The 19,879-nt window shown below is 67.6% G+C and carries 14 protein-coding genes; 8 read left to right on the top strand and 6 right to left on the bottom strand.

Annotated features, from left to right (window positions below; all coding sequences use genetic code 11):
• Positions 1-365: 365 nt before the first annotated feature.
• The 3 genes from N5D45_RS07660 to hemH all read right to left on the bottom strand — a co-directional run bounded on the left by N5D45_RS07660 (position 366) and on the right by hemH (position 4,575).
• Positions 366-2,471, bottom strand: a complete 2,106-nt coding sequence (locus tag N5D45_RS07660) for a methyl-accepting chemotaxis protein (RefSeq protein WP_164194179.1) — start codon at positions 2,469-2,471, stop codon at positions 366-368.
• Between the two features lie 290 nt (positions 2,472-2,761).
• Positions 2,762-3,616 (bottom strand): alpha/beta hydrolase, encoded by an 855-nt coding sequence (locus N5D45_RS07655; RefSeq protein WP_010482418.1) that lies wholly within the window; start codon positions 3,614-3,616, stop codon positions 2,762-2,764.
• The gene (gene hemH / locus N5D45_RS07650; RefSeq protein WP_164194176.1) at positions 3,613-4,575 is read right to left on the bottom strand and encodes a ferrochelatase; all 963 of its coding nucleotides are present in this window, start codon (positions 4,573-4,575) and stop codon (positions 3,613-3,615) included. The genes N5D45_RS07655 and hemH overlap by 4 nt, the downstream gene beginning before the upstream one ends.
• A gap of 165 nt (positions 4,576-4,740) precedes the next feature.
• Here hemH and N5D45_RS07645 point away from each other — a divergent pair, with 165 nt between their 5' ends.
• From N5D45_RS07645 to tatC, 4 genes are all read left to right on the top strand, one after another.
• Complete coding sequence (locus N5D45_RS07645; RefSeq protein ID WP_010482416.1) at positions 4,741-5,634, top strand: YSC84-related protein; 894 nt, start codon at positions 4,741-4,743, stop codon at positions 5,632-5,634.
• 75 nt (positions 5,635-5,709) lie between these two features.
• Positions 5,710-5,937, top strand: coding sequence for a Sec-independent protein translocase subunit TatA (tatA, locus tag N5D45_RS07640; protein ID WP_005420453.1), 228 nt, complete (start codon positions 5,710-5,712; stop codon positions 5,935-5,937).
• Positions 5,938-5,952: 15 nt separating this feature from the next.
• A complete protein-coding gene (tatB, locus tag N5D45_RS07635) occupies positions 5,953-6,411 on the top strand; it encodes a Sec-independent protein translocase protein TatB (protein WP_010482411.1) in 459 nt (152 codons plus the stop codon).
• On the top strand, positions 6,408-7,157 hold the full coding sequence (gene tatC / locus N5D45_RS07630; RefSeq protein ID WP_010482410.1) for a twin-arginine translocase subunit TatC: 750 nt from the start codon (positions 6,408-6,410) through the stop codon (positions 7,155-7,157). The genes tatB and tatC overlap by 4 nt, the downstream gene beginning before the upstream one ends.
• 85 nt (positions 7,158-7,242) lie before the next feature.
• On the opposite strand, the gene N5D45_RS07625 is transcribed toward tatC, so the two are convergent.
• The 3 genes from N5D45_RS07625 to N5D45_RS07615 are packed head-to-tail and all read right to left on the bottom strand — an operon-like array spanning position 7,243 to position 10,758.
• The gene (locus tag N5D45_RS07625; RefSeq protein WP_164194174.1) at positions 7,243-8,154 is read right to left on the bottom strand and encodes a BPSS1780 family membrane protein; all 912 of its coding nucleotides are present in this window, start codon (positions 8,152-8,154) and stop codon (positions 7,243-7,245) included.
• Positions 8,155-8,204: 50 nt separating this feature from the next.
• Positions 8,205-8,951 (bottom strand): glutamine amidotransferase, encoded by a 747-nt coding sequence (locus tag N5D45_RS07620; protein ID WP_010482408.1) that lies wholly within the window; start codon positions 8,949-8,951, stop codon positions 8,205-8,207.
• Complete coding sequence (locus N5D45_RS07615; RefSeq protein ID WP_049413208.1) at positions 8,923-10,758, bottom strand: GspE/PulE family protein; 1,836 nt, start codon at positions 10,756-10,758, stop codon at positions 8,923-8,925. The genes N5D45_RS07620 and N5D45_RS07615 overlap by 29 nt, the downstream gene beginning before the upstream one ends.
• An 83-nt stretch (positions 10,759-10,841) precedes the next feature.
• Here N5D45_RS07615 and glyQ point away from each other — a divergent pair, with 83 nt between their 5' ends.
• The 4 genes from glyQ to N5D45_RS07595 all read left to right on the top strand — a co-directional run bounded on the left by glyQ (position 10,842) and on the right by N5D45_RS07595 (position 19,756).
• Positions 10,842-11,753, top strand: coding sequence for a glycine--tRNA ligase subunit alpha (gene glyQ, locus N5D45_RS07610; RefSeq protein WP_019337946.1), 912 nt, complete (start codon positions 10,842-10,844; stop codon positions 11,751-11,753).
• A 77-nt stretch (positions 11,754-11,830) separates the two neighbouring features.
• Entirely contained in the window at positions 11,831-13,906 is a 2,076-nt protein-coding gene (gene glyS, locus N5D45_RS07605) for a glycine--tRNA ligase subunit beta (protein ID WP_164194171.1), read from the top strand.
• A 196-nt stretch (positions 13,907-14,102) separates the two neighbouring features.
• Positions 14,103-15,899, top strand: coding sequence for an autotransporter assembly complex family protein (locus tag N5D45_RS07600; RefSeq protein ID WP_082587830.1), 1,797 nt, complete (start codon positions 14,103-14,105; stop codon positions 15,897-15,899).
• Entirely contained in the window at positions 15,896-19,756 is a 3,861-nt protein-coding gene (locus N5D45_RS07595) for a translocation/assembly module TamB domain-containing protein (RefSeq protein ID WP_164194168.1), read from the top strand. The genes N5D45_RS07600 and N5D45_RS07595 overlap by 4 nt, the downstream gene beginning before the upstream one ends.
• Positions 19,757-19,879 lie beyond the last annotated feature (123 nt).

Here is a 19,879-nt window from a genome sequence, read left to right as displayed (position 1 = left end):
GTGCGCAGGAAATACCGGGTAATGCCGGCCACTGGCCGGCAGACGCGTTGATGGAACCGCCGCGAGCGGCGGCGCCAACCAAGGTTGGCGACTGCCGATGGCAGAGGGATCAGCGGTAGATCCACGCCATGCGTGGATGCTCTCCGCGAGGAACCCAGGCGCCAACCAAGGTTGCCAACTAACCCACAGCAGGCCCGCGCCGCAATCGTTTGCCAAATAGGTCCACGCCGCGCGTGGATGCTCTCCGCGAGAAACCACGGCGCCAACCAGTGCGGGCCGCTACCGGCGTGACCCATCACGCACAACACGCAAAAAAACGGCGCCCCGCGGGCGCCGTCTTCATCGGGATCACCTGAAAAACGGGATCAGGCGACCAGAGCCTCCTCATGTGCTTCCTGCTGGCGGAACACCGAGACCGCCTCAGTCAGCGTCCCCGCCTGCGACTGCAGCTCACGTGCGGCAGCGGTGGCTTCTTCCACCAGCGCCGCGTTCTGCTGCGTGGCCTGATCCATCTGCACCACGGTCTGGTTGATCTGCTCGATACCGATGGACTGCTCCTGCGACGCTGCGGAAATCTCGCGCATCAGGTGGCTGACATCCTCCACGCCGCCCACAATGCCCTGCATGCGTTGGCCGGCGTCGGCCACCAGCTGGGCACCTTCGCCCACCTGCCGGCCTGCTTCGTCGATCAGCTTCTTGATCTCCTGTGCGGCCGCCGCCGAACGCTGTGCCAGCACGCGCACCTCGCTGGCCACCACGGCAAAGCCTCGGCCCTGCTCGCCGGCGCGTGCCGCCTCCACCGCTGCGTTCAACGCCAGGATATTGGTCTGGAAGGCAATGCCGTCGATGACGCCGGTGATGTCGCCGATCCGCTTCGAGGCACCTTCGATGGCCTGCATGGTATCCACCACCCGCTGCATGGCCGTGTTGCCGTCACTGGCAGCGCTCTGCGTGGAGGCGGCCAACGCACTGGCCTCACGCGCATGGGCGGCGTTCTGGCGCACGGTGGCGGTGAGTTCCTCCATCGATGCTGCAGTCTCCTGCAGGTGCGCGGCCTGGCGCTCACTGCGCTCGGACAATGCGCCGTTGCCGGCGGCAATCTCGCTGGCGGCGGTACTGATCGACGCCGCACATTCCTGGATGCGACCGACCATGCGTGCCAACTGCCCGGCCGTGGCATTGGCATCGCGCTGGATCGCAGCGAAAGCGCCGTGATACTCGCCGTGCATGCGCCGATCCAGATCACCGTTGGCCAATGCCGAAAGCATCTGCCGCACTTCGTTGACGGTGCTGCCCAGTGTATCGAGCAGCTGGTTGATGCCACCGGTCAGGCCATCGAGGAAGCTGGCACCTTCAGTGGCCTGCAGGCGCTGGTCGAGGTCACCGGCCGCTGCCGCTGCAACGATGCCGGCCACGGCGTTCTCCAGCGCGAGCTCATGGGTGCGGTCATGCCACTCCACGGCGAAGCCCAGGCGCATGCCCTGCGCGTCGAACACCGGGGTGACCACCTGGGCGAAGTGCACCGGTCCGATCTGCACCTTGCCGTTGTGCGTGACCTGCAGGCCGTTGAGGATGGCGCGGATACGGTCCGGGTTGGCATGGAAACGATGGATGCTGCTGCCGACCAGGCGTTCGGCGTCGAAATCGGGGAAGGCCTGTCGCAGCGTCGCCTGCTGGTTGCGCAGCAGGGCTACCACCGAGCGGTTCACATAGCGGATCACGTGGTCGTTGTCAGCGATCATCATCGCGGTGCGCGAGGCATCCAGCGCCTGGCGGATCTGCGCGTTCTCCGCATGCGCCGTCGCCTCGCGTCGACGCTGGGCCTGCACGTGGCGTGCAGTGTCGGCCAGGGCGTGGGCGAGTGAACCCGGTGCATAGGCGCTGGTGTCGGCATGTGCACCAAGATCGGCACCGGTGGCGATGTCACGTGCCAGCGCGGCAAGCCGATGCGGGCCATGGCCAAGGGCCTCGGTCTGCTGCCGAAGGCGCAGTGCGACCTGGCCGAGGAACAAGGTCAGGCCCGCGAACATGCCGGCCTGCAGCAGCGTTGGCCACGCGGCAGCGCCCGCCTGCAGCGGTGCCAGCAGCGCGAGCGTGCCGACGCCACCGGCCAGCCACACCGGAAGGCGATCGCGGTGGCCCAGCAGCACGCCCAGCAGCAGGGCAATCGGCAACGCCGGTGACAGGCCGGCGATCGCGCACAACACGGCCAGCTGCAGCGACAACAGCAATGCCAAGCCGTTGCGGGCGACGGCCCGGCCCGCCTGCGGTCCGCCGAACCACGCGGCTGGCAGCACGGCGACGGCCACCAACGCGGCGGCCTGCAGCTGCGGACCACGCAGGGCCAGCACCAGGCCAGCCAGGGCCAGGACCGCGCTGCCGATCAGCAGGCGGCGGTCAGCGCGGCGGGCGAGCTGCTGCAGATGCGGCAGTCGGGCGGTATCGGGGGGACGGGAGGATGCAACGGACATCGGCGACTCCTGGATCAGCAAACGACAACGGCCACGCCGCGGCGCACGCAGGAGTGCGTGACCAGGGCGCGAGCCGGGAATTCGGGGAATGCGACGCGATCAGCGACGCGGAGACGGACACCGTGACCACATCCTGTGTGGTGGCGGTGCAATGGAGCGGGCATGCGGACTTCCTTGCAGAACCAGACACACGCCGCAGGCCCGACCGGACCTGCGTGCTGCGGACGCAAGGGCCCGCAACTGATGTATCGGCCGCAGACGCGCAGAGTGAAGCGCGCCAGTGCCTGCGCTCAGCCGCCGTTGTCGTTGTTGAAGAAGTGCAGGATCACATCTGCGATCTGTTCCGGATCTTCCATGTGCAGGTGATGGTTGCCGGCAAACACCGCCAGACGGCCATTGCGCAGGTGTTGCAGGCGATCACTGCGCATCGGCTCGGGATAGTAGGACTGTGCCGGCGTGGCGTAGATCACCTGCGTCGGGCAGGCAATGGCCTGCAGCAGGTTGTCGATCTGGCCTTCGCTGAGGCGGATCGCAGTGGGCAGCATCAGGCGCGGGTCGCTGCACCAGCGGTAGCCGCCTTCGACAGGCTCCACGCCGCGCTCGACCAGCAGCCGTGCACAGCGTTCGCTGAGCTGGTTGGTCATCATCCGCGCGCGGATCGGCGCGGCGAGGTCGGGGAACACGCGTAACTGCTTTCGTGCCAGCCCACGCGTGGCATTCACATGCTCGCGCAGGCGGTTGGCGGTTTCTTCCTCGGGACCACGCAGGCCGCCGAGTGCTTCGATCGCCACCAGCCGTTCGACCCGATCACTGACCGAGGCGGTGAGGCTGGCGATGCCGGCGCCCATCGAATGGCCGAGCAGGTTGAAGCGGTCCCAGCCCAGTGCATCGGCGACATCGAGTACGTGGCAGATCGCGGCGGCCGTGGTGTAGCTGGCACCCGCCGGCAGATGCGCGCTGTGGCCGTGACCGGGCAGGTCGATCGCCACCAATTGCAGCGACGACAGATGCGGCGCCAGCGGCACGAAGCTGGCCGCGTTGTCGAGCCAGCCATGCAGGGCCAACACGCGCGGGCCGTCGCCGTGGTTGCGCAGGCCGGCGACGCGCGCGCCACCGACCTCCAGTTCAAACGGCTGCAGACTCATACCAGCGAGGCCACGGCCAGCCGCGCCAGGGCGCGAGCGTGTTCCGGATCGGCGTTGAGGCACGGGATGTAGCGCATCGTCGCGCCGCGCTCGGCCAGCGTCTCGGTGAACCCCAGCGCCACTTCCTCCAGCGTTTCCAGGCAATCGGTGGCAAAGCCCGGGCAGACAACGTCGATCTGCTTCACGCCGGATTCGGCCAGCGCCCACAGGCTGGGTTCGGCATAGGGCTGCAGCCAGCGCTCGCGGCCAAACCGCGACTGGTAACCCATCTGCCACTCGTCCCTGCCCAGTTCCAGTGCCCTGGCGATGGCCTGTGCACTGGCCTCGCAGCGCTGCGGATACGGATCGCCTGCATCGGCCAGGCGCTGCGGGATGCCGTGGAAGGAGAACATCAGCTTCTGGCCGCGACCGTGCTGTTCCCAGTAGCGGCGGATCGAGCCGGCCACGGCCTCGACCCAGCCCGGATCGACCGAGTAGTCGCGCACCAGGCTGACGGTTACGCCCGGGTTGCGGCGCTGCCACGCATCGACGCGGTCTTCGACCGAGGCGGTGGTGGTGGTGGAGTACTGCGGGTACAACGGCAGCACGACGATGCGACGCGCGCCTTCGGCGGCGAGGCGGTCGAGCTCGCTGGCCAGGGCGGGTTCGCCATAGCGCATCGCATGGCGAACCTTCAGGGTCGGCAGCAGGGCCTGCATCGCCTGCGCCAGCTGCCGGGTGTGCACCATCAGCGGTGAGCCGTCGGGCAGCCAGACCTGGGCGTACTTGGCCGCCGAACGGCCGCTGCGCAGCGGCAGGATCAACCCGCGCAGCAGCGGCTGCCACAGCAGTGCCGGGATCGAGACCACGCGGGGGTCGGACAGGAATTCAGCCAGGTAACGGCGTACGGCGGGGGCCGTCGGCGTCTCGGGCGTGCCTAGGTTGACCGCCAGCACGGCGGTATCGGGTGCGTCGAGCATGGGCGGTATTGTCGCCGATCCGGCGCCGTGCCGGGATGCAGGGTTCGGATTGCAGGCATAGCGCGCGTCAATGTGAGCAGGGAACGCTCATTGGAGATTCATGACAACACTACTAATTTCAGTCACTTGCTATATCTTCCTATGGACTGACTTCTGGAGCCTGCCATGCGTCGCCCGATCCAAGCCCTGCTGATCGCCGCCAGCCTGCTGTCCAGCCAGGCCATGGCCGGACCGCAGGAAGACCAGCGTGCCCGCAATGCCGTGCGCGTGCTGGCTGAAATCCAGGAAATCCCTGAACAGGGCATTCCGGACAAATTGCTCGACGAAGGCCGCGCGGTCATCGTCATTCCCGACACGATCAAGGCCGGTCTGGTCATTGGCGGTCGCCGTGGCCACGGCCTGATGTCGGTGCGCATGCCCAACGGCGCCTGGTCCAATCCGGTGTTCGTGAAGCTCACTGGCGGCAGCATCGGCTTCCAGGCCGGTGTGCAGTCCTCCGATGTGGTGCTGGTGTTCCGCAACGACCGCAGCCTGGACAATCTGGTCAACGGCAAGTTCACGCTGGGCGCCGATGCCGGTGTCGCCGCCGGCCCGGTCGGCCGCAATGCCGCCGCTGCCACCGACGGCCAGCTGAAGGCCGAGATCTGGTCCTGGTCGCGCGCACGCGGCCTGTTCGCCGGTGTCGCGCTGGATGGTGCGGTGCTGCAGATCGATGATGCCGCCAATCTGGATGCATACGGCAGCAACACCACGCCGCGCATGATCTTCGAAGGCCGCGCCGCCGGTTCGCCGTCGATGGATGTGGTCGCCTTCCGCGATCGCCTGGAAGAGGCCACCTACGCCGCGCGCAACAACCGCAGCGGCAACGGCGGCAGCGCCCCGCGTCCGGCAGCGGCCCCGGCGGTTGCTCCGGCGCCTGTTCAGGCAGCGCCGGCCGCCCCAGCCGAGGCCACCACCGCGCCGCTGCAGAACGTGCCGCAGAACCCGCCGCCGCAGCAGCAGGGTTTCCAGCCGGTCAACGACGGCGAAATCCGCACGGAAACGCTGGGCGGAAACTGACTTTCGTCACGCGCGCCGGCTAACACCCGGTGCGCTATGCTCGACAGCCTGATCACTAACGTAACGAGCGTCTTTATGGGCAGTTTCAGCATCTGGCATTGGTTGGTCGTGCTGGCCATCGTCCTGCTGGTGTTCGGCACCAAGCGCCTGACCAGCGGCGCCAAGGATCTCGGTTCGGCGGTCAAGGAATTCAAGAAGGGCATGCGCGACGAAGACAAGCCGAACGCGCAGCTGGGCGATGAGTCGCGCAGCCAGGACGCCTCGCGCACTGCGCAGGACGAGCACGACCGTAACGCTCGCTGATCCGGAGCGGTTGCGGTGTTCGATATTGGCTTCAGCGAACTGCTGGTGATTGCAGTGGTCGCCCTGGTGGTGCTCGGTCCCGAGCGCCTGCCCAAGGCGGCCCGCTTCGCCGGCCTGTGGGTGCGTCGTGCCCGCAATCAGTGGGATTCGGTGAAACAGGAACTGGAGCGCGAACTGCAGGCCGAGGACATCAAGCGGCAGATGCAGGACGTGCGCCAGGGCATGCAGGACACCGAGAACCAGCTGCGCGCCAGCGGTGAAGCGATCCGTCGCGAAGCGCAGGAGGCCCAGCAGCAGGGCGATACGCTGGCGCAGGAGGTTCGCGCACCGGCGCCTGCGGATCTGCCGCCGCATATGAGCGCTGCGCCCGATGCCGATGCGCCGGCACAGGAGAGCGTTGCTCCCGAGCCGACGCCGGCGACACCCCCTGAAGCCGGTGCGCCGCCGCCGCAGAGCACGGAGCGCCAGCCATGAGTGAACAGGATTTCGGCGAAAGCTCGCTGGTCGAACATCTGGTGGAACTGCGCGGCCGCCTGGTGCGCGCACTGCTGGGCCTGGGCGTGGTGCTGCTGGCCCTGCTGCCGTTTACCCAGAAGCTGTACAACGCGCTGGCCGAACCGCTGGTGTCGCAGCTGCCGAACGGGCAGACGATGATCGCCACCAACCCGGCCGGTGCCTTCTTCGCACCGTTGAAGCTGACCTTCTTCGTGGCCCTGTTCGTGGCGGTGCCTTGGCTGCTGTACCAGCTGTGGGCGTTCGTTGCCCCGGGCCTGTATGCGCGTGAGAAGCGCCTGGCGGTGCCGTTGCTGGTGTCGTCGGTACTGCTGTTCTACACCGGCTGCGCCTTCGCCTACTTCCTGGTGCTCCCGGCGGTGTTTCATTTTCTGACCACCTTCAGCCCGGACGTGATTGCGATCACTCCGGATGCGAATGCCTACCTGGATTTCGTGCTGGCGATCTTCTTCGCTTTCGGCGGCAGTTTCGAACTGCCGGTGGCGATGGTGATCCTGGTGCTGCTCGGCTGGGTGACGCCGCAGCAGTTCAAGGAAGGCCGCGGTTACGCGATCGTCGGCATCTTCGTGGTGGCGGCGGTGCTGACCCCGCCGGACGTGGTGTCGCAGCTGATGCTGGCGATCCCGATGTGCCTGCTGTACGAGCTGGGCATCCACGCCGCACGCTGGCTGGTGCCGTCGTCGGTAGTGAAGAAACCTGCCGCCTGATGCGGTAGCGCCGGGCCATGCCCGGCGTGCCGGGTTCGATGTGATGCCACCGCCGGGCATGGCCCGGCGCTACCGGTGGGGCCGGTCAGGCGTGGAACACGTCGCTCGAGGTCGGCGTGGTCGGAATCGGCGGCGCCGCGCGGCTGCCGCGGTGCACGAACATCTGCTTCCACGCGGCGTAGACCGCGCCGACATACAGCGGCATCAGCACCGTGGTCAGCACCAGCTGGGCGATGAAGGCCGCGGCCAGCGGGCCACCGATCAGCATCGCGATCTGGATCACGATCACGAACAGGATGTACATGCAGAACGCGGCGATCAGGCCGAGTGCGGCGAACACGAACATCGCGCCGACGTTCTCGATGCAGCCCTGCAGGCTCAGGCGCAGCGCATGCATGCCGCTCTGCTTGTCGAACACCACCAGCGCCGGCTGGGTGAACATCGCCAGCGACAGCGCCACCGCGCTCAGGAACACCAGCAGCATCCACAGTGCGATGCGCTTGGCCGGCAGGTTGGCGACCAGCGCCGCTGCATCGTCCGGCTTGATCTGCTGGCCACTGCGGCTGATCTCTTCCATCTTGGTCATGACCTCGCTGAAGGCGGTGAAGCCCTCGCGGCCGATCATCAGGAACAGCAGCGCGCCCAGCAGCAGCACCGCCAGCACCTGGATCGCCAGCGGCACCAGCAGGTGGCTGACGCGGTGGTCGCGGATCGGCTGCAGCAGGTGCGAAGCCAGGCCCGGGCGGCCTTCGTCGATCTCGCCCACGGCATACAGCATGCCGCCGAACATGATCGGCGAGATGGCCAGGGTCATCAGCTGTACGGCCATGCCGGCGGCGCCGGGAATCAGCGTCGACAGCAAGGTCACCACCCAGCTCACCAGCAGCCAGGTCAGGCCGATCCGGGCCAGCTGCAGCGGCGCACGCCGGTACAGCGAGAACGTATCCAGCAACCACTGGGCGCCCGCCGAAGCCGGCAGCTTGCGAATCTCTTTCATGGACATCCGGGAAGGACAGGAGGGGGCCGGGCGGCTGCCCGTGCCGCCGATTATCCCTGTTTTGCCGCCGGCTGGGCTGAAGACAGCCGCGCCTGGCGGACGAAGCGGCGCAACAGCTGGCGGGCCAGCGGCGCGGCGCTGACCGCACGCTCGATGCTGCGGGCACAACCGCCGTGGCGACCGATGCAGTCGGCACGGGCGCGCACGTAGCCGCGCATGTGGTGGGTGGCGAATTCCGGATGGAACTGCACGCCCCAGGCCTGGCGGCCCCAGCGGAAGGCATGGCAGCCGTCCAGTGGTGAGCGTGCCAGCACTTCGGCGCCATCAGGTGCGCGCAGCACGGTCTGCAGATGGGTGGCATGGGCGGCGAAATGCTGCGGCAGGCCCTGGAACAGCGGGTCCTGCGCCGCCTGCGGCTGCAGTTCCAGCTCGATCGTGCCCGATTCCCGCCCGGCCGGGTTGTAGGCCACCTCGCCACCCAGCGCGTGTGCCAGCAGCTGGTGGCCGTAGCAGATGCCGAACACCGGCAGATCGTCGTGGGCGGTCTGGCGCAGCCATGCGGCGCTGCGCTCACTCCATTCGGCGTGGTCGGTGACGAAGGCGGCCGAGCCGGTCACCAGCACGCCAGCGAACGCATGTGGGTCGGGCAGAGCGCCACCGTGTTCGACATCGACCACCACCGTCTCGTGTTCTTCCAGCCCGGCGGCGACCCGGATCCAGTGCGGAAAGCGCCCGTAGCGGCGCAGCGACGGTACCGGGCGGCCGGTTTCAAGGATCAGGAACGGGGCTGGGTTCATCCGGGGGCGGCAGGACTGACAGGACTTCCTCGATTGTAGTCAGCCCCTGCGCCACCTTTTCAAGCCCGGCCTGGCGCAGGGTTCGCAGCCCTTCAGCCCGTGCGGCCCGGCTGAAACCGGCCAGATCCATGTCGGCACGGATCTGCCCGCGCAGCCGCGAGCCCAATGGCAGCAACTCATACAGCCCAATGCGGCCAAGGAATCCGGTGCGCCGGCACTCCAAGCAACCGACCGGCCGACAGGGCGTGGCGGCATCTGGATATGCAGCATGGCTATCAGCCAGCACCGCCCAATCTGCGGCGCCGAGGCTGTGCGGCTGCTTGCAGTGCGGGCACAGCGTGCGCACCAGGCGCTGGGCGAGGATGCCGTTGAGGGTGCTGGCCAGCAGGTAATGCGGCACGCCCAGGTCGAGCAGGCGGGTGACCGCCGACGGCGCATCGTTGGTATGCAGGGTGGACAGCACCAGGTGGCCGGTCAGCGAGGCCTGCACCGCCATCTGCGCCGTTTCCAGGTCGCGGATCTCGCCGATCATGATGATGTCCGGGTCCTGCCGCAGCAGGGTGCGCACGCCGCTGGCGAAGTCCAGGTCGATGTTGGTCTGCACCTGCATCTGGTTGAATTCGGGCGCGATCATCTCGATCGGGTCCTCTACTGTGCAGACGTTCACGTCCGGCGTCGCCAGCCGCTTCAGCGTGGAATACAGGGTGGTGGTCTTGCCCGAGCCGGTCGGGCCGGTCACCAGCACGATGCCGTGCGGGCGCTCGACCAGCGCATTCCAGCCGGCCGCTTCCTGCGGGCTGAAACCGAGCTGGTCGATGCTCTTGAAGGCAGCATCGGGGTCGAAGATGCGCATCACGCACTTCTCGCCGAAGGCGGTGGGCATGGTCGACAGGCGCATCTCGACTTCGCGGCCGCCCGGCGAGCGGGTCTTGATGCGGCCGTCCTGTGGGCGCCGGCGCTCGGCCAGGTCCATGCGGCCGAGCACCTTGATGCGGCTGACCACGGCGGTCATCACCGCCGGCGGTACCTCGAACACCTTGTGCAGCACGCCGTCGATGCGGAAGCGCATGCGCCCCATCTCGCGGCGTGGCTCCAGGTGGATGTCCGAGGCGCGCTGTTCGTAGGCGTACTGCAGCAGCCAGTCGACGATGTGCACGATGTGCTGGTCGTCGGCATTGACGTCGCCGGTGCGGCCCAGCTCCACCAGCTGCTCGAAGCTGGGCAGGGTGGTGTTGGCCTCGCCACGCACGTCGCCACGGGCGCCGCGCACCGAGCGGGTCACTCCGTAGAACTCCATGGTGTAGCGGTGCAGGTCCAGCGGGTTGACCACCGCCAGTTCGATGCGGCGGCGGGTCAGGTGCTGCAGGTCGCGGCGCCATTCCTGCACCAGTGGCTCACTGGTGGCCACCAGCACGCGCTCGGCATCCACCGCCAGCGGCAGGAAACGGTGGCGGCGCGCGTAGGCGTGGGAGACCAGCGCGGTCACCGCAGCGACGTCGACCCGGGTCGGGTCGATGCGCAGGTAGCGGCTGCCGGTACGCCGGGCCAGCCACTCGGTGAGGCGCTCCAGGGTCAGTTCGCCGCCGCCGGTGGCGGCCAGCTTGAGGTTGGACAGCAGTACCAGCGGATGCACTTCACTGGCGTTGCGTGCGCCCTGCGCGGAAAACCGCATGCGCTCGCGGTCCTGCTCGGCCACCAGGTCATCGGCGACCAGGGCCGCGGCAATCTGCTCGAAATGCAGCCGTCCCCAGGGCAGCGGGACGCCGCCCGCCTCGCCGGGCGTGCCTGCCGGCAGCCGATGTTCCATCTGCCTGCTCCTCCCGGGTACGGAATGCCCCGCAGGTCGGCCGTTATACTAGCGCACCCCCTTGCCGGCCAAGACTCGTACGCATGTCCGCGACCCCGACCGTTCCGATCACCTTCCAGGGCCTGATCCAGACCCTGAACCAGTTCTGGGCCCAGCAGGGCTGCGTGCTCATCCAGCCGCTCGACCTGGAGGTGGGTGCCGGTACCTTCCACCCGGCCACCTTCCTGCGTGCGATCGGGCCGGAAAGCTGGAACGCGGCCTACGTGCAGCCGTCGCGACGCCCGACCGACGGCCGTTACGGCGAGAACCCGAACCGCCTGCAGCGCTACTACCAGTACCAGGTGGCGATGAAGCCGGCGCCGGACAACATCCAGCAGCTGTACCTGGATTCGCTGAAGGCACTGGGCATCGATCCGCTGGTGCACGACCTGCGCTTCGTGGAAGACAACTGGGAATCGCCGACCCTGGGCGCCTGGGGCCTGGGCTGGGAAGTCTGGCTCAATGGCATGGAAGTGACCCAGTTCACCTACTTCCAGCAGGCCGGTGGCCTGGAATGCCGCCCGGTGCTGGGCGAGATCACCTACGGTCTCGAGCGCCTGTGCATGTACCTGCAGAACTGCGACAACGTCTACGACCTGGTCTGGACCTACGGCCCGGACGGCCAGCCGGTGACCTACGGTGACGTCTACCACCAGAACGAGGTGGAGCAGAGCACCTACAACTTCGAATACGCCGACGTGGAAGAGCTGTTCCACCGTTTCGACGCCTGCGAGCGTGAAGCGCAGAAGCTGGTGGAAGTGAACCTGCCGCTGCCGGCCTACGAGCAGGTGATGAAGGCCAGCCACACCTTCAACCTGCTCGATGCACGCCGTGCGATCAGCGTGACCGAGCGCCAGCGCTACATCCTGCGCGTGCGCGCGCTGGCCCAGGCGGTGGCCAAGGCGTACTACGAGCAGCGCGAGAAGCTGGGCTTCCCGGGCGCGAAGAAGGCCTGACGGCCGCTCCCTCCCTCTCTCAACTTCCGGGGCGCCGGACGCGTTGCGCGCTGCGCCCCCATCACAGGATCGAACCGATGAGCCAACTGTCCCCCCTGCTGATCGAACTGGGCACCGAGGAGTTGCCGGTCAAGGCGCTTCCGGGCCTGGCCCAGGCGTTCTTCGACGGAGTCGTCGAAGGCCTGCGCAAGCGCGGCGTCGCGCTGGAACTGGGCGATGCGCGCCCGCTGTCGACCCCGCGCCGACTGGCCGTGCTGCTGCCGGGCGTCGGCCTGGAACAGCCGGAACAGCACAGCGAAGTGCTGGGCCCGTACCTGAACATCGCGCTGGACGCCGAAGGCCAGCCGACCAAGGCCCTGCAGGGTTTCGCCGCCAAGGCCGGGATCGACTGGACCGCGCTGGAAAAGACCACCGACAACAAGGGTGAGCGCTTCGTGCACCGCGCGGTGACCCCGGGCGCGAGCACTGCCAGCCTGCTGCCGGAGATCCTGCGCGAGGCAATCGCGGCAATGCCGATTCCCAAGCCGATGCGCTGGGGCGACCACGCCTGGGGCTTCGCGCGCCCGGCGCACTGGCTGGTGCTGTTGCACGGCACCAACGTGGTCGAGGCCGAACTGTTCGGCCTGCAGGCTGGCCGCGTCAGCCGTGGCCACCGCTTCCACCACGACCAGACCGTGTCGCTGGCGCAGCCGCAGGACTACGTTGAAGCCCTGCGCGCTGCGTTCGTGCTGGTCGATCCGAGCGAGCGCCGTGCGCGCATCGTCGCCGAGGTCGAGGCCGCTGCGGCCAAGGCCGGTGGCAGCGCCCGCATCACCGACGACAACCTGGAGCAGGTGGTGAACCTGGTCGAGTGGCCGTCGGCGGTGCTGTGCAGCTTCGAGCGCGCGTTCCTGGCGGTGCCGCAGGAAGCGCTGATCGAGACGATGGAGATCAACCAGAAGTTCTTCCCGGTGCTGGATGACAGCGGCACGCTGACCGAGAAGTTCATCGGCATCGCCAACATCGAATCGAGGGACGTGGCCGAAGTGGCCAAGGGCTACGAGCGCGTGATCCGTCCGCGTTTCGCCGATGCCAAGTTCTTCTTCGACGAGGACCTGAAGCAGGGCCTGGTATCGATGGGCGACGGCCTGAAGACGGTGACCTACCAGGCCAAGCTGGGCAGCGTGGCCGACAAGGTGGCGCGCGTGGCCGCCCTGGCCGAAGTGATCGCGCCGCAGGTCGGCGCTGACGCCGCGCAGGCCAAGCGCGCCGCGCAGCTGGCCAAGAACGACCTGCAGTCGCGCATGGTCAACGAATTCCCGGAACTGCAGGGCATCGCCGGCCGCCACTACGCCGTGGCCGGCGGTGAATCGGCCGAGGTGGCGCTGGCCATCGACGAGGCCTACCAGCCGCGCTTCGGCGGTGACGACATCGCGCTGTCGCCGCTGGGCAAGGTGCTGGCGATTGCTGAACGCGTGGACACCCTGGCCGGTGGTTTCGCCGCAGGCCTGAAGCCGACCGGTAACAAGGACCCGTTCGCCCTGCGCCGCAACGCGCTGGGCCTGGCCCGCACGATCATCGAGAGCGGCTTCGAGCTGGATCTGCGCGCGCTGCTGGCCAGTGCCAACGCCGGCCTGGCCGCGCGCAACGTGCAGGCCGACATCGGCGAACTGTACGACTTCATCCTTGACCGCCTGAAGGGCTACTACGCTGACAAGGGCGTGCCGGCCACGCACTTCAACGCCGTGGCCGAGCTGAAGCCCGCCTCGCTGTATGACTTTGACCGCCGCCTGGATGCGATCGGCACCTTCGCCGCGCTGCCGGAAGCCGAAGCGCTGGCCGCGGCCAACAAGCGCATCCGCAACATCCTGCGCAAGGCCGAAGGCGAGATCCCGGCCCAGATCGACCCGGCACTGCTGCAGGAAGACGCCGAGCGCGCGCTGGCTGAGGCGGTCACCGCGGCCATCGATGACACCGGCGCCAGCCTGCAGCACAAGGACTACGTGGCTGTGCTGGCACGCTTGGCCCGCCTGCGCCCGCAGGTCGATGCCTTCTTCGATGGCGTGATGGTCAATGCCGAAGACCCGGCGCTGCGTGGCAACCGCCTGGCGCTGCTGACGATGCTGGGCGAGCGCCTGGGCAAGGTCGCGGCGATCGAGCATCTGTCGAGCTGAGATGTAGTGCCAAGCAAGCTTGGCACCCACCGGTAGTGCCGGTGGATGTCCATCGGGGTCATTGCCGGCATCGCGCACGATGCCGGCTTCCTCGCCTGCGATTACGACGATCGCCACAAAGGCGCGTATTTTGACCGCCACTTAACAACCGATCCCCAATGACGTGATGCATTTCGCATCGTCACCTTCGGTCGGTATGCTGTGCCGCATGCAGCCAAAGAAATACGCCCTGCCGCTGATGGTCCTGTCGCTGGCCGCCACCTCTGTGGTCCACGCGCGCGGCACCATCGACAAGGTGGACATCAAGGGATTGGACAAGGGCGACGACGCCGCAATCATCGAGAACATCCAGGAATCGCTGTCGCTGTACGACACGATCGGCAAGGAACAGGGCGAATCGCGCCTGGAGTACCTGCTGTCACAGGCCGAGCGGCAGACCCGCCAGGCACTGGAACCGTTCGGGTACTACAACCCGGTGATCAAGGTCGAGGCGCCGCGCGAGGACGAGCACGTGCGCGTGCTGATCCATGTCGACAAGGGCACCCCGGTGACCGTCCGCCGCGAGCACATCGACATCACCGGACCGGCGATGTACGACCAGTACCTGCAGGACGACCTGGCCGCGTTCAAGCCGCGCAAGGGCCAGCGTTTCGAGCACACGCAGTACGAAGCCAGCAAGATCACCGTCACCCGTCGCCTGGCCGAACGTGGTTATTTCGATGCCGACTACACCCAGCGCCAGGTGCAGATCACCCGTGCCGACAACGCCGCCGACATCGACCTGACCTGGGACAGCGGTCGCCGCTACAACATGGGGCCGGTGCGTTTCGAGCAGGATTACTTCGTCGACAAGCTGTTCGACCCGCTGGTGTACTGGGACCAGGGCAGCTACTTCCACGAGGGCAAGCTGGACCGGCTGCGCGAGTCGCTGACCAAGCTGGACTATTTCAGCGTGATCGACATCCAGCCGCGGCCCGACCAGGCCGATGCGAATGGCGAAGTGCCAGTGGATGTGAAGCTGACCCGTGCCAAGCGCACCATCTACACCGCGGGTCTGAGCTACGGCAGCGAGAGTGGCCCGGGTGTGCGCGGTGGCATCGAACGGCGGTGGCTGAACAACCGCGGCCACAAGATGAACACGCAGCTGGACTATGCGCAGAAGCGCAAGAGCCTGGTCACCAGCTACCGCATTCCGGCCTTCAACTGGCTCGATGGCTGGTACACCTTCGCTGCCAGCGCCTACGACGAGCAGACCGACTACATCGACCTGCGCAACTTCAAGCTGATCGCCAGCCGCAGCGGCGAGATCAACGAACACTGGACCGCGATCGCCTCGATCAACGCGCTGCGCGAGCGCTGGCGCTATGCCTCCGGCACTGAATTCACCGATGCGGTCTACAACACCTCGACGCTGGTCTACCCGCAGCTGGTCGCTGACTACGTCAACGTCGATGACGAACTGTTCCCGCGCAAGGGCATCAGCGGTACCGCGACCATGCGTGCCGGCGTTGAAGGTGCCGGCTCGGACACCAGCTTCGTGCAGGCCAATGCGGTGCTGCGCTGGTACATCCCGGTGGGCGAAAGCAACCGCCTGATCCTGCGCGGCGAGGGTGGCACCACCTGGACCAGCGATCTGGTGGCGATGCCGCCGAGCCTGCGCTACTTCGCCGGTGGTGACCGCAGCATCCGCGGCTATGCCTACCGCGAGGTGGGCCCGCGGACCCCTGCACCGGACAAATACGCGCTGGGTGCCAAGAACCTGGTGATCGGCTCGGCCGAGTACGAGCACTATTTCAATGGTGGCCCCTGGGGTGCGGCGGTGTTCGTCGATACCGGCAGCGCCTTCGACAACACCATTGATCTGCACACCGGCGTCGGCTTCGGCGTGCGCTGGAAATCGCCGGTGGGCCCGGTGCGCGTGGATATCGCGCATGGCTTGAACAACCCCGATTCGCAGTTCCAGCTGTACCTCAACATCGGAGCGGACCTGTGAGTACGCCCGCACCCACTCCGAACCCGACCACGCCGCCGCGCGTGCGCTTCTACCGCCGCCGCCGCTTCTGGGCCTGGTCGGGTGTGGGCGTGCTGGGCCTGGTGCTGCTGGCCCTGCTGGCGGTCTACTGGCTGCTGCAGACCGTAGCCGGCCGTGACGTGCTGCTGGCACAGGTGGTGGCGCGGCTGCCGGTGGGCGCCAGCTTCACCTGGGACAAGGTGGACGGCCCGGTGGCCGGCCCGCTGACCCTGTACAACGTCGACTTCCGCTACGACGACATCCATTTCCACGCCGAGCGTGCGCATCTGGAGCCGGACCTGCGCCCGCTGCTGGGCCGCAAGCTGCTGCTGGACAAGCTGGAGCTGACCAACGCGACGCTGAACCTGGCCAAGAGTGACGAGCCGTTCAAGCTGCCGTCGTGGCCGGATTCGCTGCCGCAGATCGAGATGCCGTTGGCGATCCAGGCCGATGCCATCGCCATCGATGGCTTCCGCATCAGCCAGGCCAACGAGCCGGTGATCGACATCAGCCGCGTGCGTGGCGGCATCGAGATCGCCAACGGCGAGTTCCAGGCGCACAAACTGGTGGTGGACAGCGACATGGGCAATTTCACTGCCCAGGGCCGCTATATCCCGGCCAAGGACTACGACACCGACGTGACCGTCACCGCCGTGCTGCCGGCGCCGCGTGGCCGCACGGCCGCCACCGTCGGCCTGGTCGCCCGTGGCGACCTGTCGCACATGGAGGTGGCCGTAGCTGGGCGCGCGCCGAAGCCGCTGCACGCGATGCTGGTGTTCGATGGCCGCACCGATCCGAGCTGGAGCGCCAGCATCCGCAGCGACGAGCTGGATCTGGCGCTGCTGTCGCCGGCACTGGCCAGCTCGGCGATCGCACCACTGGCACTGGACTTCACCGCCGCCGGCAAGGGCGGCAACGCCAACCTGCGTGGCAAGGTGAAGCAGGGCGATCAGGCACTCGAACTCGCACCGTCGGTGGTGTCGCTGAAGGACCAGGTGCTGAAGGTCTCACCGCTGCTGGTGAAGGGGCTTGGCGGTGAGGTGCGCCTGGAAGGCACCGCCGATTTCAGCCAGGAAGACCAGCAGAAGCTCAACTTCTCGGTGGTCGCCCATGATCTGACCTACGTACCGGCGCCCGATCCGAACACCACCGGCAGCGCACCGGTGCCGGTCACCCTGAAGGAAGCACGCTTCGGTCTGGCCGGTACCCTGAAGGCCTGGGCGGCGATCGGCCGCGCCGAGGTCGAGCGCGACGCGCAGAAGGCGCAGCTGCACTTCGACGTGCGCGGCAACGATCAGGCCGCGTCGATCCACCAGCTGCAGGCGCAGACGCCGGGTGGCCAGCTGCAGGTGGAAGGCCAGGTGGCGTGGGCACCGCAGCTGGACTGGGATGCCAAGGCCACGCTGAAGGATTTCGACCCCGGCTATTTCGTGCCGGGCTGGAATGGCCGCCTGTCCGGCAACCTGGCCTCCAAGGGCCGCCAGCTGCCGCCGCCGGCAAACGCACCGCCGGGTACCGCCGGCACGCTGGAAGCCACGGTCGATCTGCCGTGGTTGAAGGGCGTGTTGCGCCAGCGCAACCTCGACGCGCAGGGCAAGTTCGCGCTGCAGGGCGCGCAGGGCCAGGGTGACCTGAAGCTGTCGCTGGGCAGCAGCCGGGTGACCGCGTCGGGCAAGGTCGGTGATCGCCTCGACATCGATGCACGCTTTGAGCCACTGCAGCTGAGCGATCTGCTGCCGGGCGCCGATGGCGGCCTGCGTGGCCAGGTACAGGTGAAGGGCCCGCGCGATGCGCCGGACATCACCGCCGACCTGGTCGGCAACAACCTCAACTGGGACGGCTACGGCGCCGAGAGCGTGAGCATCAAGGGCCACCTGCCATGGCGCGGCGACAGCGGCACGCTGGCGATCCAGGGCCAGCAGGTCAATGCCGGCATGCTGCTGGAACGCTTGAACCTGGATGCGCAGGGCAGTGTCTCCAACCTGCGCCTGGCGGCGCAGACCCGCAACGAGATGGGCGCGATCGAGCTGCAGGGCAGCGTCCGCCAGCAGGGCGCGCAGTGGCGTGGCGAGCTGGCCGCGCTGCGCATCGCACCGGTGAAGGGCGATGCCTGGTCGCTGCGTGCACCGGCGGCGTTCGCGATCAACGGCAGCACCTACACCCTGGGCGAAGCCTGCCTGGCCGCGACCAGCAGCGGCACACTGTGCGCACAGGCCAACTGGCCGCGCGAGGGCCTGGTGGTGCGCAGTGATGCACTGCCGCTTGCGCTGGTGCAGCCGTGGTTGCCACCACAGTCCGGCCGTCGCATCTACCTGCGTGGCGATGTCAGCCTGGACGCGCAAATCCGCCCGCGCGGCAATGCATGGGAAGGCCATGTGGAAGTGCGCTCGAAGGAAGGCGGCGTGCGCCTGGGTGAGAACCGCAACACCGTGGGGGACACCACCCGCGGCGAGCTGGTGCGCTATGACCAGTTCTCGCTCAAGCTCGACATGACCCCGGCCAGCATCAAGGGCTATCTGGGCATGGGCTTCCAGGGCAACGGCTTCGTCGATGCCAGGATGCAGACCGGCTGGGAAGCCAGTGCACCGCTGAACGGCGAGCTCTACCTCAATATGTCGCGGCTGTACTGGCTGGAGCTGTTCTCGCCGGACATCGTGCGACCGACCGGCCTGATCGAGGGCCACGTCAGCCTGCGTGGTACGCGTGGCCAGCCGTCGCTGGGTGGCGACGCGCAGCTGAGCAACTTCAAGGGTGAATTCCCCGCGCTGGGCCTGACCTTCGACCAGGGCAAGGGCAGCTTCGTGGCGCAGCCCGACGGTTCGGCCAAGATCACCGCGCAGGCCAACTCTGGTCAGGGCACGCTGTACGTGGATGGTGGCCTGTCCTGGTTTGGCGATGCACAGCCGCTGCAGCTGAAGATCCACGGCGAAAACGTGCTGCTGTCCAACACCAGCGAGCTGCGTATCGTCGCCAATCCCAACCTCGACTTCACCCTGGCCAAGGCGGCGATGGAGCTGCGTGGCACCGTGCACGTGCCCGAGGCCGACATCGATCTCGAACGCCTGGACCGTGGCACCTCGGTGTCCGAAGACGTGGTGGTGCTGGACCCGGCCGACCCGGAGGAGTCGCGCACCTCGCCGCTGGACATGGACCTGACCGTCAGCCTTGGCGACAAGGTGAAGATGACCGGCTTCGGCCTGAAGGGTGCGCTGACCGGCAAGATGCAGGTCTGGGCCAAGCCTGGCCGCGAAATGACCGCCAATGGCGGGCTGGAAGTCAGTGGCCGCTACAAGGCGTATGGGCAGGACCTGACCATCACCCGTGGCAACCTCACCTGGAACTACAACGCGGTGTCCGACCCGCGCATCAACATCCGTGCCGAGCGCCGGATCGGTGATGTCACCGCCGGCATCGACGTGACCGGGCGTGCGCAGCAGCCGCGTGCGGACGTGTGGTCCGAGCCGGCGATGTCGCAGTCCGAAGCACTGGCCTACCTGGTGCTGGGCCGCAGCCTGACCGGTGCCAGCAGCGACCAGACCCAGCAGGTCAACGCGGCTTCCGCGGCGCTCTCGGCCGGCAGCGGCCTGCTGGCTTCGCAGCTGGGCGCCAAGCTGGGCCTGGACGACGCCGGTGTGAGCCAGTCGCGCGCGCTGGGCGGCTCGGTGATCGGTGTCGGCAAGTACATCTCGCCCAAGCTGTACGTCGGCTACGGCGTGTCGCTGGTCGGTGCCGGTTCGGTGATCACGCTGAAGTACCTGCTGCGTCGCGGCTTCGACGTGGAAGTGGAATCGAGCACGGTGGAAAACCGTGGGTCGATCAACTGGCGGCGGGAGAAATAACCCGCCGTGGCATCCCTGTAGAGCCGAGCCATGCTCGGCTTACGCGCGCAGCGCGGCCTGCAGGAAGAGCAGCCGAGCATGGGCTCGGCTCTACCTGACAGGCCCCCAACCATCGGCCGTTGC

This window comes from Stenotrophomonas sp. GD03819, assembly GCF_029841665.1.
GTDB classification, from domain to species: Bacteria; Pseudomonadota; Gammaproteobacteria; order Xanthomonadales; family Xanthomonadaceae; genus Stenotrophomonas; species Stenotrophomonas geniculata.
The sequence above is the reverse complement of the archived record's forward strand: the minus strand, read 5'-3'. Positions and strand labels throughout refer to the sequence as shown.

What these genes read in the sequence shown, in the direction of transcription:
- N5D45_RS07625 (WP_164194174.1), bottom strand. Translation starts at nt 8,154, where the DNA reads ATGAAAGAGATTCGCAAGCTGCCGGCTTCGGCGGGCGCCCAGTGGTTG.
- N5D45_RS07600 (WP_082587830.1), top strand. Translation starts at nt 14,103, where the DNA reads ATGCTGTGCCGCATGCAGCCAAAGAAATACGCCCTGCCGCTGATGGTC.
- tatA (WP_005420453.1), top strand. Translation starts at nt 5,710, where the DNA reads ATGGGCAGTTTCAGCATCTGGCATTGGTTGGTCGTGCTGGCCATCGTC.
- hemH (WP_164194176.1), bottom strand. Translation starts at nt 4,575, where the DNA reads ATGCTCGACGCACCCGATACCGCCGTGCTGGCGGTCAACCTAGGCACG.
- glyQ (WP_019337946.1), top strand. Translation starts at nt 10,842, where the DNA reads ATGTCCGCGACCCCGACCGTTCCGATCACCTTCCAGGGCCTGATCCAG.
- N5D45_RS07660 (WP_164194179.1), bottom strand. Translation starts at nt 2,471, where the DNA reads ATGTCCGTTGCATCCTCCCGTCCCCCCGATACCGCCCGACTGCCGCAT.
- tatC (WP_010482410.1), top strand. Translation starts at nt 6,408, where the DNA reads ATGAGTGAACAGGATTTCGGCGAAAGCTCGCTGGTCGAACATCTGGTG.
- N5D45_RS07620 (WP_010482408.1), bottom strand. Translation starts at nt 8,951, where the DNA reads ATGAACCCAGCCCCGTTCCTGATCCTTGAAACCGGCCGCCCGGTACCG.
- N5D45_RS07615 (WP_049413208.1), bottom strand. Translation starts at nt 10,758, where the DNA reads ATGGAACATCGGCTGCCGGCAGGCACGCCCGGCGAGGCGGGCGGCGTC.
- N5D45_RS07655 (WP_010482418.1), bottom strand. Translation starts at nt 3,616, where the DNA reads ATGAGTCTGCAGCCGTTTGAACTGGAGGTCGGTGGCGCGCGCGTCGCC.
- glyS (WP_164194171.1), top strand. Translation starts at nt 11,831, where the DNA reads ATGAGCCAACTGTCCCCCCTGCTGATCGAACTGGGCACCGAGGAGTTG.
- N5D45_RS07645 (WP_010482416.1), top strand. Translation starts at nt 4,741, where the DNA reads ATGCGTCGCCCGATCCAAGCCCTGCTGATCGCCGCCAGCCTGCTGTCC.